The organism is Acinetobacter sp. MB5 (assembly GCF_003261585.1).
GTDB lineage: Bacteria > Pseudomonadota > Gammaproteobacteria > Pseudomonadales > Moraxellaceae > Acinetobacter.
Genome location: NZ_POVU01000009.1, coordinates 86,182 through 99,597 on the forward strand (window position 1 = coordinate 86,182; position 13,416 = coordinate 99,597).

The window sequence follows — 13,416 nt, forward strand, 5'->3', positions numbered from 1 at the left end:
AATGTTATGACAAAGCAACACTCGATTCAGCAAAAAATAGCCCTGTCTTGGTGGAAAGATTCGGTGTTTGTTATCGCGGTCATTTCAGCATTGCTGCTACATTTGACAGTGTTGTGCATCCGCTTTGCGATGCCGCAACCTGATCAGTCGATGCATCAGGAAATTGCCGTGACGATTCGACCAAGCAAAGAAGCAGTCGAAAATGCTGACTTTATTGCGCAGGCAGATCAGCAGGGTTCAGGGATTTTTCACCAGAAACATCGGATGTCGACCAATCTTGCTCCAGCAGATGAGTCTCAGTCAGCTGGCGATCAGCAGTTACAACAACTGGAAATGATTCAACAGCATCGAGAGTTAAAATTTCAAGAAAAAGTGCTGATGACTGTCTTGAGTTGGCAAAAGCAGAGTGAAGACCAGCATCGTAAAAAAGCCATGGATGAACTGAAAAGCCAATATCAGGCAAAAGCGGCGATGGTGGCAAGTTTGGAAGCTCAGTACTTACAACGCCAACAAGATTTTAGTCGCCAGCAAAAAATTAAAACGGTGGATGGTATTCAGGCGAAACGGGATGCTTCAGCCGCCTATTTGAATAAATTCCGTGAAAAAGTTGAACTATATGGAAACCGTTACTATCCAGAAGAAGCCAAACAGCAGCGTTGGTCTGGCGAGGTGCGTTTAATGGTGATCTTGAACAGTGAAGGTGGTGTGCGTGCTCTGCATTTACTGCAAAGTTCGGGACATGCTGTTTTAGATGAAGCAGCCAAAGATTCTGTACGCCGTGGAGCACCTTTTGGGCGTTTCGATGCCAGCATGAAAGATATTTCTGAGTTACGTATTGTAAGAACGTGGCGTTTTGATCCCGCTGAAGCTGAATTTGAAGTGAGATAAAAAAATCGGGAGTGAATCCCGATTTTTTTTATGTGGCTTGATTGATTTGATACTGTCGCTGCAATTCACAGATTTCAACGCTGTAGTTTTTGTACCAGCGTTCTCCTCCGATCTGTTGAGCGATTTGATGTTCAGGATCTTGTTGCCAACGTTGAATACTGGCGAGGTCTGTCCAGTATGACAGTGCAATTTCTTGCTCATTTTCAGTATAGGACTCGAACTTCAAGCAACCATAGTCAGAAAAGGCTTTTTGACGTAATCGCTGTGCAGTCTGGCTATATTCTGAATCGAGCTGTGCAATCTCTGCTTTGAAAATCACCACAAACATCAATTGCACTCCTTTTATTTTTTACTGATCCTGATATGGATTGGCTAAACCGAGTTTGGCTAAAATCTCAATTTCCAAAGCTTCCATTTCCTCAGCATCTTCATCGCTAGTTTCATGGTCATAGCCAAGCAAATGCAGTGTGCCATGCACCAACATATGGGTGAAATGATCGAGCGGTTTTTTATGCTGTTGATCGGCTTCCTGCAAAACGACTGGAATACAGATCACCAAGTCACCCAGTGGAAAAGCATCTAACATGGGGAGGACTTCTTCAGGAATGTCACTTGGAAAGGACAGAACATTGGTTGGTTTGTCTTTTTGACGGTATTGTAAATTCAGTTCATGACTTTCAGCATTATCGACACAAGCAACCCCGATTTCACAATCTTGCTGCATGTCGACATGGCGTAAAGTAGTTTCAATGACTTTTTTAAGATAACCACGTTTTAGCACCAGTTCAGGTGCTAAAACGTCTTGTTGTAATGAAAGATTAAGTTTCAAAATGAGTCCTTAAGCGTCCTGATGTTGGGCGTCTGCCGCCACATCATTTTCTTGAATCAGAGCTTCTTGGCGTGCTTTACGGGCAGCACGTTCTTCAGCACCAATTCGGTGTTGCTCACTGTCCCAACCTTCATAGGCTTCGACAATTTTTTGTACGAGTTGATGGCGAACCACATCACGAGAGTGGAAGCGCGTAATATGAATTTCAGTCACATGTTCTAAAACACGCAAAGCATGAGCTAAGCCTGATTGCTGACCACGTGGTAAATCGACTTGGGTAATATCCCCTGTAATGACGGCGCGGGAACCAAAACCTAAACGGGTGAGAAACATCTTCATTTGTTCAGGTGTGGTGTTTTGTGCTTCATCCAAAATGACAAACGAGTGATTTAGTGTACGACCACGCATGTAGGCAAGGGGTGCAACTTCAATCACTTGGCGTTCGATGAGTTTGGCTACTTTTTCAAAACCAAGCATTTCATACAAGGCATCGTAAAGTGGGCGTAAATAAGGGTCAATTTTTTGACTTAAATCCCCAGGGAGGAAACCTAGTTTTTCACCTGCTTCAACCGCAGGACGAACCAAAAGAATCCGCTGGATTTCGTTACGTTCGAGCATGTCAACTGCTGCAGCAACGGCTAAATAGGTTTTACCCGTTCCCGCAGGTCCAATACCAAAAGAAATGTCACTTTGCAAAATACGCTGTACATAGCGTTTCTGGTTTGCACCACGCGGGTTAATACGCCCTTTACGGGTTTGTAACCAGACGCTGTCCAGCCCAGTATGCTCCTGACCCTCATCATCCATAAGATCACGCTCGGTCTGGCTTCCTTGAATCATCATGTGCAGTTGATCTGCACTAATCGGAGAGGACAGTTCAGCTTCTTCATGAAGTCGCTGTAGTAGGGTTTCTGCTCTCTCCACCGCCTCAATGTCACCATCGATATAAAAAACATCGCCTCGATGGGTAATTTGGACGTCTAAACGTTGTTCAATTTGTTTCAAGTGACCGTTGTAAGCACCGAGCATGCTTTTTAAACGGTCCATTGAAATACCTGGAAAAGATACTGTACGTCGGATCGCTGCAGTCAAGACAATTCCTTTTAAGTGTTGTTTAGTCTATAGCCCTACATTACGCCACGTCAGGCTCAAGATTCAAGAGCTCACCATAGACTAAATTCAAAGTTTTAATCTCGGTAATCTCAATTTCTGCGAAACGACCAACCCAAGTCGCATCTCCAATAAACGTCACTAAACGGGTGTTGTCTGCTGTGCCGACCAAAAGATTTGGGTCTTTATCAGAAACATTTTCAATTAAGACACGTTGCACTGTGCCTAGCATGGCATCAGTTTTGTCGATGCTTGATTGTTTAATAACTTTTTGAACTTGTGCAAGACGGTCTTTTTTCACATCTTCAGGCGTTGTATCTTCAAGTTCTGAGGCAGGTGTCCCAGGACGTTTCGAGTAAATGAAGCTATAAGAGTGATCGAAGTCTAAGTCTTTAATAAATTGCAAGGTTTCAGAGAAATTCTCATCAGTTTCACCTGGGAAACCAATAATAAAATCACTCGACAAATGCATGTCTGGACGAATCTGACGTAACTTGGCAATTTTATCGATATAGATATCAATGGTGTGGTTACGCTTCATGGCCTGTAACACAGCATTTGAACCACTTTGTACAGGCAAGTGTAAATGTGACACCATTTGTGGAAGATCGCGGTAGCACTGAATCAGGTCTTCAGAAAATTCAAGTGGATGCGATGTGGTATAGCGTAGACGACCAATCCCTGGAATTTCTGCAACTAAACGTAACAAATCAGCGAAGGTACAGATTTTACCATCAAAGGTTTCACCACGATAACCATTCACGTTTTGACCTAAAAGACTGATTTCACGAACGCCTTTTTCAGCAAGACCTGCAATTTCCGCCAAGACATCATCAAGTGGACGAGAAACTTCTTCACCACGTGTGTAAGGCACAACACAGAATGAACAATATTTTGAACAACCTTCCATGATCGAAACAAAGGCTTTATAACCTTCAACACGAGGTTCAGGCAAGAAGTCGAATTTTTCGATATCAGGGAATGAGATATCGACCAGTTTAATTTTGTCTTGCTTTGGCTTTTCAACTTGATCGTTGTGTTGATCGAGCATTTGCGGTAAACGGTGCAAAGTTTGTGGGCCAAAAACCATGTCGACATACGGTGCACGTTTTTGAATGTTGTCACCTTCTTGTGAAGCAACACAACCGCCGACACCGATCACAAGATCAGGATTTTTTTCTTTCAGTTTGCGCCAACGACCAAGCTCACTAAACACTTTTTCTTGAGCTTTTTCACGAATTGAACAGGTGTTCATCAAAAGAATGTCAGCATCTTTTGGATCGTTGGTGAGTACATAGCCGTGTGAGTCGCCGAGGAGGTCGGCCATACGGTGACTGTCATATTCATTCATTTGACACCCTTGAGTTTCAATGTACAGTTTTTTCACTGCGCTTGAAACGTCAGAGGTGTGCAAAGGCTGGGAGACAGTGTTTTCTGAGGCAGCTTCGGCACGTGCTGGAATGAAGGTCTGAACCGTCATGTAGGCTCCTGAAAAATAAGGCTAAGTGTTCAGGTCTACATTGGTATGAGCCTGTAACACTTTGGCAGGGAATAAAAGGAGCGATATTTTAGCATTTTTTGTTTTGAAGCTATAGCTCTTTTAGTTTTTATGCAAGGTGTGGAATAGACTGATTTGCTGTGCAAAATGATTACATAACATAACAACAATCGCGTATGTGTTAACATTAAACTGAGGGCAAAAATAGCAGAGCAAGTAAGGGTATATTCGGCTATATGAAAACATTGCGGGTTTTAAGTGCAACAACATATCAATTCTATGGTCGCCTATTTGCTTTGAGCTGTTTTCTCGGATCTAGTTTCGCTGCGTCCGCAGCCGAAGAGCAATTTAATGATGCTTTGCAAGCTGCAAATTCTGGCAATGTCGCATTATTAGATCAATATGCAGCGAACATGCAGCAAGATGTTTTGGGCTATTATCCTGAATATTGGAAACTCAATATGAATTTGGGGTATCAGCCTTCGGGAAATATTGTGGATTTTGCTAAACGCTATCCGCAGTCTGCAATGGCTGAGAAACTGGCTGCTGATTATGTCGAAGAAAAAGTCAAACAAGCGGATTATAGTGATGCTCAACCCGTTATTCCTTATGTGACCAATCCCGATCAAGCCGAAAGCTGTGCCGTTGCACAAGTACGTGCCAAGTCTGGCGATCCACTGGTTTTTGCTGAATTTAAAGATCTCTGGTTAAGCACAGGGGATTTACCTGAATCTTGTCAAGGTCTGGGACGGATGATGCTGACTAGTCCTCTCATGAGTGCGCAAGATAAACAACAGCGTCTATGGGGTGAATTACGTTCAGGTCAAATGAGTAAAGCCCAAACCACTGCTAATGCAATGGGAATCACGCTGTCATTGGATCAGTTAAATCAAATTCAAAGTAGTCCGTTGAACTATTTATGGTCAGCCCCGAAAAATAACGATACAGATTATGCTTATCTGATTTTTGCACTTGCTCGTTTAGCAGAATCCGATTTGGACTCGGGACTGAATGCTGCCAATCGTGCTGCTGAAGGTGTGCCTGAGCCTGTACAGAAATATTTATATCGCACAGTTGCTTATATTGGTGGCACTACAGTACTTAAAAATAATTTTAATCAAATTGTTCTGAAATTCTTTGATGCTAGTTATGGCTTGCCATTTAGTCCTGAAGAAGCCGAAATTTATGCACGACAAGCAGTGCGTTTTGGTGCTTGGGAAAGTGTCATGCGTGCAATTAATAGTATGAGTGTCACGCAGCAACATGAAGACCGTTGGCAATACTGGCTAGCACGTGCTTATGAGCAACGTGGCGATGCCAACTCTAAAAAAATCGCAACAGGAATTTATCAACGTTTGGCTCGCAGTGGTGATGATTATCATAACTTGCTGGCTCAGGCACGTTTAGGTGAAGGTTATCGCGAGGGTTCACAAGCACAGCCGACGGCGAGAGATTTTCAGCGCCTAGATCAAGATATTCATTTCCGCCGTGCATTTACACTGAAAAAAATTAATGCGCCTGATAGTTATACAAATAGGGAATGGAACTGGGCGGTTCGACAAGCGTATTTGCGCGAAGATGATGGCTTGTTACTGGCAGCTGCTCAGCGTGCAGCAGATATGGGTTGGTATGATCGGGCAATTTATGCAGCGAATCGCACTGTCAATAAACACAATGACAGCCTGAGCTATTTAACGCCACATCAAAATACTGTGCTGAGCTATAGTCAAAATGTGGGTCTGGATCCGGCATGGGCATATGGCTTAATGCGTCAGGAAAGTCGCTTTATAACGCATGCCCGTTCCAATGTTGGAGCGGGAGGTTTAATGCAAATTATGCCTGGAACTGCGAAACAAGTCGCAAAAAAAATGGGAGAAACGTATAATCCAGCCGTATTAACGGACATGAATACCAATATCCGTTATGGAACCTATTATTTGTCGATGATTCAGGGACAGCTGAATGATAATGCTGTATTGGCAACAGCAGGTTATAATGCAGGGCCGACCCGTGCGCGTCGTTGGCAGGCGAATACAGGTGCAATTGCTGCGGATCAGTATGTCGAAAGTATTCCATTGTCGGAAACACGTGACTATGTGAAAAATGTGATGACCAATGCAACCCACTACGGTGCAGTTCTAGGTCAGGGAATACAAAATATTGGTAAATGGATGCGTGCAATCCCTGCACGTCTAGAACAATAAGTGTGAGAGATGTAAGACTTTGGTTTTCTACATAGCTAAACAAGAATGTCTAGGACACTCGGCTTCTCTAATCATGAGTGTACTGATCTTTATTGGCTTTATCTTCGTGGTTTCATCGGCACATGCGCAGCCGAGTTCGAGTCGAGGCTATATCTTACATATTCAAATGACACCTGCGGTTTGCGCATTAGATCCAAACCGAAAAAAACAACGTAAATGTTTAGAAGGATATGCACTGACTGTAGCAGGACTGGTTCCTGAAGGTCGCTATACCGAATGTGAAACCAGCAGTTCTGCAATTTTACCGCCGTTACAAGCTCGGGTTGTAGCACGAATTATTCCTGATGAAGCCTCACGCATTCAACTTTGGCAAAGTGTCGGGGGATGCATGTCAATGTCCGCCGTACAATATTTCCGAACGATTATTAATTATGCTCAAAGACTAAAAATTCCTGCAGCTCTGACAGATTCAGCTTCACATAACATCCAGAAAAAAGCTTTACTTACAGAGTTTCTACGTCTGAATTCAGGCATGTCATCTGATGGTGTTGAGTTTTATTGTCAAAAGAATCATGGCACAACGCTGTTGACTCATGTCAGTGTTTGTTACAACAGTAACGGTACCTATAAGGCATGTTCAAGCCATGAAATTTCTAACTGCCCAAAAAAATTCACCATTCAGGGGACATACTAAGTTGATGCAGAGCATTTTATAAGTACTCTGATTTTATTGATTTAGAATTATTAAATAATAAGTCACCTTTCTTTTATTCTGTTGATGAGCAAATTTAGCTATTAACACGCTTCATTTTGTTTAAATTTTCTATCAGACTTTTGTTGCAAATCATTCTATTTTTCATGCATGACCAGCAAGATTGGAGTACAATGATTGCCGTTTATGATTAAGGATTAAATGGAACAACTGTTTAATCATATCAACGATCCTCAATTGGAGATAATTACATGAAGCAACCCGTTCGTGTTGCCGTTACTGGCGCTGCAGGTCAAATCGGTTATAGCTTGTTATTCCGTATCGCAAGCGGTGAAATGTTAGGGAAAGACCAACCAGTTATTTTACAATTGCTTGAAATCCCAGTTGAGAAAGCTCAACAAGCGCTTAAAGGCGTAATGATGGAACTTGATGACTGTGCGTTCCCATTGTTGGCTGGCATGATCGGTACTGACGATCCTAAAGTTGCATTCAAAGATGCTGACTATGCGTTATTAGTTGGTTCACGTCCACGTGGTCCAGGTATGGAACGTGCTGACTTACTTAAAGTAAACGGCGAAATCTTCATTGGTCAAGGTAAAGCACTGAACGAAGTTGCTAGCCGTGACGTTAAAGTACTTGTTGTAGGTAACCCTGCAAACACTAACGCTTACATCGCGATGAAATCTGCTCCAGATCTTCCAGCGAAAAACTTTACTGCAATGTTACGTCTTGACCACAATCGTGCATTGACTCAACTTGCTCAAAAAGCGGGTGTTGCAGTTTCTGACATCGAAAACATGACTGTTTGGGGTAACCACTCTCCAACAATGTATGCTGACTACCGTTTTGCAAATGTAAACGGCGAAAGCTTAAAAGACAAAATCAACGATGCTGACTGGAACGCTAACGTATTCCTTCCAACTGTTGGTAAACGTGGCGCTGCGATCATCGAAGCACGTGGTCTGTCTTCTGCTGCTTCTGCTGCAAATGCTGCAATCGACCATATGCATGATTGGGCACTTGGCACTAACGGCAAATGGGTAACTATGGGTATTCCTTCTGACGGTTCTTATGGTATTCCTGAAGGCGTAATGTTCGGTTTCCCTGTAACAACTGAAAACGGTGAATACAAAATCGTTCAAGGTTTAGAAATCGATGAATTCAGCCGTGAGCGTATCAACCATACGTTGAACGAGCTAGAAGAAGAACGTGCAGCAGTTGCTGACATGGTGAACTAATTTAATCTTTGCAGATTAAGTTGAAAAAGCACTCCATTTTGGGGTGCTTTTTTTATGCCTTTACAGGAAACCAACTGAGAGTTACTCAACAAAAGCAGCGTAATTTTTTAAAATAAAATGATCCAGTGGATGGAGTAGAAAAATGTTTGAACAACAACCCACACTCGAATTGCTATTTCAGCAATTGGGTTTGCCCGCAGAAGCAGGGGCGATAGAAGATTTTGTCAATTCACATCAACTCGCGCAAGATGTTGAACTCGCGAATGCTGTGTTTTGGAATGCGCCGCAACGTGAGTTTTTGCAACATCGTTGCGATCAAGATGATGAATGGGCAATTGTGGTCGATGAATTAAATGAGTTACTACATACCGACGCACAGCATCCGATGTCTTAAGATGGATCGAAATAAAAAAAACCTCTATTGGATATAGAGGTTTTTTTTATTTAATGAAGCTGTTTTTTTACAAGTTCAATAAACCAAACTTCTTGATGTAGTGGTTTAAATTTAGGATGGGCATGTAGAAGTTCATGGTCATATTCTGAACTATTGACATATTTACGTAGCCAATGTTTGGTCATGGCATGTTCTTTTTTCACAATTGCTGCATACGCCAAGAAGAAATAGATATCACCATAAGCTAAATGTGCCAACGGCTTTAAGATCTGCTGGGTAATCAGTGCAAATTTACTGTCTTGATTCAGCTCAAAATAAATCATATAAGCTTTGGCAAGTTGTAAAGATAAATTTATATACAGCTGAATTGGAATTTCCTCAAATTCCACACGCCCTTGTTCTAAAATCGCGAGCGCTTCATGCAGAAAATACAACTGTTCTTGACGATTCTGGCTTAAAGTCACCAATTGCAGGCGTAAATCACCACGCTCCAACGCCAGTTCTGGGCTATTGGCACTTAAATACAGCTGATCAGTTTCTCCAATCCGCGCAATAATCTGTTGGCTGTTCATTAACATGCTGTTTCCTCAATGGCTCATAAACAGTATATGTGGATTTTTCGATACATTTAAAGTCAGTACAGATTAACTGTAGGGACTATGACCAAATTGAGTGATTGCTGCGCATCCATGCCGTGATCGATAAGCGTTGTTGTTGAGCGGCAAGTACCTCATGGAGTAAATCACTTTGAAACAGGGCAATACGATTCGGTTTTGGCTCTAAAATATGCCAGTTTTGTTGTTTATCTTGTAAGCGTAATTGACCGCCCCAGTCTTCCTGCCATTCTGAATGTAAATACAATACCGCAGAAACCATCCGATCATTTTTCTTTTGTGGATTGTCACGGTGTAAGGCATAAAACTCACCTGTGTTGTAACAGGCAAAATGTGCTTCGACTTCACGAATTCCAAAGAAAAAAGCTTGATTAAGCTCCTGAGCGAGTTGCATAAGCGTTGCAACATGTTGTTCTGCAATTGGTAAATTTTCGTTAATCCATAAAATATGATCACTGCGAATTTTGCTCACCACGCCATTTTGAATGGCTGCATCACGAAATTCATTTAAATGGTGCATACATTCTTGGTGAACAGTATGTAAGTATTCTTCGGTGTATGCTTGATCGATGATGCTGAAACCTGATTCATCTAAATCATTGATAATTTTATTTATATTCCAGTTTTTTGGTGGAAGCTCAGCCATAAATCCCCAGTTGAAATTCAAATCTATAGAAAAAGTCAGTTATTTTAGAACAACTGTCCAATCCGCATCGATGTTTTTTTCATGTTAAGATAGCCGTTGATTTTAGGAATTGATAGAAACATGAATTACCGTCACCATTTTCATGCGGGCAACTTTGCCGATGTTATGAAGCATGTGCTTTTGCTGCAACTACTGGCACGTCTCAATGCAAAAGATAAACCTTATCGTTATATCGACACGCATGGTGGTGCGGGAAAATATGACCTGTCTCAAGCCCCTTCACAGAAGTCTGGTGAATATCTTTCAGGTATTCATCGTTTGATGCAATTGCCATCCATTCAAAAGCGCCATGCGCCTGAAGCGGTACAGCAATATTTGAATTTGGTCGAAAGCATGCGTGCTGAAGATGGTCGTGGCGCTTATCCAGGCTCACCTTGGTTTGCATTGCAAGGCATGCGTGATATCGACAAAGCCACCATTTTTGAAATGCAGCGTGATGTCTTCCAGCAGCTTCGCCAAAATATTCGTGACCGCCGTGCAGGGTTGCATGAACGTGATGCTTATGAAGGGTTACTTGGTGTAATTCCGCCAAAAGAAAAACGCGGTTTGGTGATGATTGACCCGCCTTACGAACTTGAACGTAAGGACTTTCCACAATTGGTGGAATTGTTAGTCAATGCCTATAAAAAATGGCCGACAGGTGTATTTGCTGTTTGGTATCCAATTAAAGACCGTGCCATGATTGAACGTTTTGAGAAAAAAATGAGCAAAACGGGTATTCGTCGTCAGTTAGTTTGTGAAATTTGTGTTTGGCCAGATGATACACCAGTCGGCTTAAATGGCTGTGGTATGTTGATTATTAATCCACCTTGGCAGTTTGCTGAACAAGCAGATCAGGCATTACAGTGGCTATTCCCGCATTTGCGCATGCAAGAGAACGGTGGTTCTGTTGCAGTCAAATGGCTGGTGGGTGAATAATACAGTTTTAAATCAAAAAAATACTGGGGAAGCAACAACATGACCAATGTGCCCAAACACAACGGAGATTGTTCAGATGATGCTTATGATGGGCTAACATTTGAAGTAATCGAAGAAGAGCATACGCATGAAGGGCAGCGCATTAAACGCCGTGGGATTTATTTGTGGCCTAACTTGATTACAACAGCAGCATTGCTGTCAGGTTTCTACTCAATTATTTCGAGTATGGATGGACAGTTTATCCATGCAATTTATGCCATCTTTCTTGCTGCATTGTTTGATGGGCTTGATGGTCGTGTTGCACGTGCAATTGGTGCACAAAGTGCTTTCGGTGAACAATTTGATTCGCTATCGGACTTGATTGCCTTTGGTCTAGCGCCTGCAATTTTAATGTATAGCTGGAGCTTGCATGGACTAGGGCGTATTGGTCTCGCTTGCTGTTTTGTCTATACTGCATGTGCTGCATTCCGTTTGGCACGCTTTAATGTTCAAATTGGTGTGGTCGATAAGCGCTATTTTATTGGTGTAGCCAGTCCACTTGCTGCAATTCTTGTGATTTGTCTGGTTTGGGTGAGTCGCGATTATTCACATGCTTTTCATGTTAAAGAATTATCAACTCAAATTGCGTATGCCATTTTTATGGTTGTCGTCGGCTTGCTGATGATCTCGAATATGAAGTATTACTCTTTCAAGCAGATGGATCGCCGCCGTGTGCCATTCGTCGTTATGTTGCCTGTTGTACTGATTTTGGCAGCAATGACATATAACATTCCTGTAGGGATTTTGGTTGTTTCAAGTATTTATGCGCTATCAGGTATTGTGACTACTTTTTTAGCTAGGAAAAAAGTAACATAAAAAATAAAAGTTAATCTTTTGGGAGGTTGTTATGAAGTGGAACAGTTTTTCCAAGTCTGCCAAACAGCCTCCAAATTTGACTAAATTACAATGGTTTCCGAACTCCCAATATAAAACCGTACATTATGGTTTTATTTTTCCGAATTTGCCTGCGCCACTTCATTACTTTAATTTCTTAACCCTGCTGGGTGTTCCCAATATTCCTGTCTTACAAAACTCCTCGGTAATTTCTACCACTGAGTTAGACACGGCTTTAGTTTTTACTTCGTGTAGTTTGAATCATCAGAGTTGTTTACAGACGTATTCGATTCAAGATGAATCTGAGCAAACGTTGGACTACGTGCATTTTGCAGAAGATATTAAGATTATTAAGGGCTATAAAAATTTACAGCTTATTAAAAAGAATAGTGAATTGCAGTTTGAGTTGAATATTCAGTTAAGAGGTCCACGATATAAAAATTATCCCATAAATTTAGGGGTTGCTGAACGATGGCTTTGTCCTGTCAATATGCAAGGTACTTTGCATCATAAACAGCAGCATTATGAAATTGAAAGTATGGGATTGTTCAGTTATGCGCGGACGATACAGTTACCTTTTTCAAATTGGTATTTTTATACAAGACAAATCGTTCACGCTGAACATTGGCAATTTATCTTTTATCAAATTCGAAACCGCTTTAATCAGGTTATTCATAGTAAGTTGATTATTTTTGATCTACATCAACAAAAGACACAGGTTTATACACGTGATGTTGAGCTGGAAATTATTAGAGTCTATCCCAAAGTCATCACTCCTGATGGCTTGAGTATGTATTTGCCACGAGAGTTTATGTGGAATATTCAACATCCAAACCTTCAGTTACAACTTATTGCAACAGCAAGAGGTGATTATAAATTTGGATTTGGTGCTGGATATGTGGGGAGTTTTCATTATCAGCTTAAATTTAATCAAAAATATTATCAGGCAGAAGCAGGGTATTGTGAGTATGTCGATTGCCGAGCTTTAAAATGGCAAGAAATGGGGCATTTTGAAAAAGAAATATTATTGAATTCCGTACATGAATTAGCCTGCCAACCCCTAAAAACGCCGAAATAGGCTACAAAATGAGCGGTTGTTAAAAAAAAGCAGGTTGGGGGGTTGCATGACGTTTTAAATCCTCTATAATGCGTATCCATCGGCGGTGATGCAGATAAAAACTTGTTGATTAACAAGGGCTTAGCTAGATAGGTTAAGTTTTTAAGTTGATTGAATGGGTTTTAAAAATATCGAAATTACCTGTTGACTTTGTTTTAAAATAGAGTAACATAGCCGACCTAGCTTGATGATGACGAATCATTGAGAAGATCATTAAGAGAATTGGAAGAACAACTTGTGTGGATTTTTACTAGTTGATCAGTCGAATATATATTTCATTGATTGAATTGGTAGAAATTTCTCGAAGTTTATTTG

Annotated in this window: 14 protein-coding genes; 8 read left to right on the forward strand and 6 right to left on the reverse strand. The window is 41.4% G+C overall.

Going from position 1 to position 13,416, the window contains the following annotated elements; translation table 11 throughout:
- The first annotated feature begins 6 nt into the window (after window positions 1–6).
- A complete protein-coding gene (locus C1A47_RS12100) occupies window positions 7–888 on the forward strand; it encodes an energy transducer TonB (protein WP_111895282.1) in 882 nt (293 codons plus the stop codon).
- 28 nt (window positions 889–916) lie between these two features.
- Here the strand turns inward: C1A47_RS12100 and C1A47_RS12105 are convergent, their stop codons facing one another.
- Genes C1A47_RS12105 through miaB form a run of 4 tightly spaced genes read right to left on the reverse strand, consistent with a single transcriptional unit; the run spans window position 917 to window position 4,307 of the window.
- Window positions 917–1,216, reverse strand: coding sequence for an antibiotic biosynthesis monooxygenase family protein (locus tag C1A47_RS12105; RefSeq protein WP_111895283.1), 300 nt, complete (start codon window positions 1,214–1,216; stop codon window positions 917–919).
- 21 nt (window positions 1,217–1,237) lie between these two features.
- Complete coding sequence (ybeY, locus tag C1A47_RS12110; protein WP_111895284.1) at window positions 1,238–1,717, reverse strand: rRNA maturation RNase YbeY; 480 nt, start codon at window positions 1,715–1,717, stop codon at window positions 1,238–1,240.
- Window positions 1,718–1,726: 9 nt separating this feature from the next.
- Window positions 1,727–2,809: a PhoH family protein gene (locus C1A47_RS12115; RefSeq protein WP_111895285.1), complete on the reverse strand. Its 1,083-nt coding sequence runs from the start codon at window positions 2,807–2,809 to the stop codon at window positions 1,727–1,729.
- A 40-nt stretch (window positions 2,810–2,849) separates the two neighbouring features.
- Window positions 2,850–4,307: a tRNA (N6-isopentenyl adenosine(37)-C2)-methylthiotransferase MiaB gene (miaB, locus tag C1A47_RS12120; RefSeq protein WP_111895286.1), complete on the reverse strand. Its 1,458-nt coding sequence runs from the start codon at window positions 4,305–4,307 to the stop codon at window positions 2,850–2,852.
- 254 nt (window positions 4,308–4,561) lie between these two features.
- On the opposite strand from miaB, the gene C1A47_RS12125 reads away from it, so the two are divergent.
- The 4 genes from C1A47_RS12125 (at window position 4,562) to C1A47_RS12140 (ending at window position 8,873) form a co-directional block, all read left to right on the forward strand.
- On the forward strand, window positions 4,562–6,529 hold the full coding sequence (locus C1A47_RS12125) for a lytic transglycosylase domain-containing protein (RefSeq protein WP_111895287.1): 1,968 nt from the start codon (window positions 4,562–4,564) through the stop codon (window positions 6,527–6,529).
- 73 nt (window positions 6,530–6,602) lie between these two features.
- Window positions 6,603–7,223: a ribonuclease I gene (locus tag C1A47_RS12130; RefSeq protein WP_171294381.1), complete on the forward strand. Its 621-nt coding sequence runs from the start codon at window positions 6,603–6,605 to the stop codon at window positions 7,221–7,223.
- A gap of 269 nt (window positions 7,224–7,492) precedes the next feature.
- Complete coding sequence (locus C1A47_RS12135; protein ID WP_111895288.1) at window positions 7,493–8,479, forward strand: malate dehydrogenase; 987 nt, start codon at window positions 7,493–7,495, stop codon at window positions 8,477–8,479.
- Window positions 8,480–8,621: 142 nt separating this feature from the next.
- Window positions 8,622–8,873 (forward strand): DUF2789 family protein, encoded by a 252-nt coding sequence (locus C1A47_RS12140; protein WP_111895289.1) that lies wholly within the window; start codon window positions 8,622–8,624, stop codon window positions 8,871–8,873.
- 50 nt (window positions 8,874–8,923) lie between these two features.
- Here the strand turns inward: C1A47_RS12140 and C1A47_RS12145 are convergent, their stop codons facing one another.
- Both C1A47_RS12145 and C1A47_RS12150 read right to left on the reverse strand, forming a co-directional pair.
- On the reverse strand, window positions 8,924–9,451 hold the full coding sequence (locus C1A47_RS12145; protein ID WP_111895290.1) for a hypothetical protein: 528 nt from the start codon (window positions 9,449–9,451) through the stop codon (window positions 8,924–8,926).
- Between the two features lie 79 nt (window positions 9,452–9,530).
- Window positions 9,531–10,133, reverse strand: coding sequence for a 2OG-Fe(II) oxygenase (locus C1A47_RS12150; protein ID WP_111895291.1), 603 nt, complete (start codon window positions 10,131–10,133; stop codon window positions 9,531–9,533).
- Window positions 10,134–10,253: 120 nt separating this feature from the next.
- Here C1A47_RS12150 and C1A47_RS12155 point away from each other — a divergent pair, with 120 nt between their 5' ends.
- The 3 genes from C1A47_RS12155 (at window position 10,254) to C1A47_RS12165 (ending at window position 13,062) form a co-directional block, all read left to right on the forward strand.
- Window positions 10,254–11,111, forward strand: a complete 858-nt coding sequence (locus C1A47_RS12155) for a 23S rRNA (adenine(2030)-N(6))-methyltransferase RlmJ (protein WP_111895292.1) — start codon at window positions 10,254–10,256, stop codon at window positions 11,109–11,111.
- Between the two features lie 39 nt (window positions 11,112–11,150).
- Window positions 11,151–11,966 (forward strand): CDP-diacylglycerol--serine O-phosphatidyltransferase, encoded by an 816-nt coding sequence (pssA, locus tag C1A47_RS12160; RefSeq protein WP_111895293.1) that lies wholly within the window; start codon window positions 11,151–11,153, stop codon window positions 11,964–11,966.
- Between the two features lie 76 nt (window positions 11,967–12,042).
- Window positions 12,043–13,062 (forward strand): DUF6670 family protein, encoded by a 1,020-nt coding sequence (locus C1A47_RS12165; protein WP_227539777.1) that lies wholly within the window; start codon window positions 12,043–12,045, stop codon window positions 13,060–13,062.
- Window positions 13,063–13,416 lie beyond the last annotated feature (354 nt).

What these genes read in the sequence shown, in the direction of transcription:
- C1A47_RS12130 (WP_171294381.1), top strand. Translation starts at nt 6,603, where the DNA reads ATGAGTGTACTGATCTTTATTGGCTTTATCTTCGTGGTTTCATCGGCA.
- C1A47_RS12140 (WP_111895289.1), top strand. Translation starts at nt 8,622, where the DNA reads ATGTTTGAACAACAACCCACACTCGAATTGCTATTTCAGCAATTGGGT.
- C1A47_RS12135 (WP_111895288.1), top strand. Translation starts at nt 7,493, where the DNA reads ATGAAGCAACCCGTTCGTGTTGCCGTTACTGGCGCTGCAGGTCAAATC.
- C1A47_RS12100 (WP_111895282.1), top strand. Translation starts at nt 7, where the DNA reads ATGACAAAGCAACACTCGATTCAGCAAAAAATAGCCCTGTCTTGGTGG.
- pssA (WP_111895293.1), top strand. Translation starts at nt 11,151, where the DNA reads ATGACCAATGTGCCCAAACACAACGGAGATTGTTCAGATGATGCTTAT.
- C1A47_RS12150 (WP_111895291.1), bottom strand. Translation starts at nt 10,133, where the DNA reads ATGGCTGAGCTTCCACCAAAAAACTGGAATATAAATAAAATTATCAAT.
- C1A47_RS12125 (WP_111895287.1), top strand. Translation starts at nt 4,562, where the DNA reads ATGAAAACATTGCGGGTTTTAAGTGCAACAACATATCAATTCTATGGT.
- miaB (WP_111895286.1), bottom strand. Translation starts at nt 4,307, where the DNA reads ATGACGGTTCAGACCTTCATTCCAGCACGTGCCGAAGCTGCCTCAGAA.
- C1A47_RS12155 (WP_111895292.1), top strand. Translation starts at nt 10,254, where the DNA reads ATGAATTACCGTCACCATTTTCATGCGGGCAACTTTGCCGATGTTATG.
- C1A47_RS12105 (WP_111895283.1), bottom strand. Translation starts at nt 1,216, where the DNA reads ATGTTTGTGGTGATTTTCAAAGCAGAGATTGCACAGCTCGATTCAGAA.
- C1A47_RS12145 (WP_111895290.1), bottom strand. Translation starts at nt 9,451, where the DNA reads ATGTTAATGAACAGCCAACAGATTATTGCGCGGATTGGAGAAACTGAT.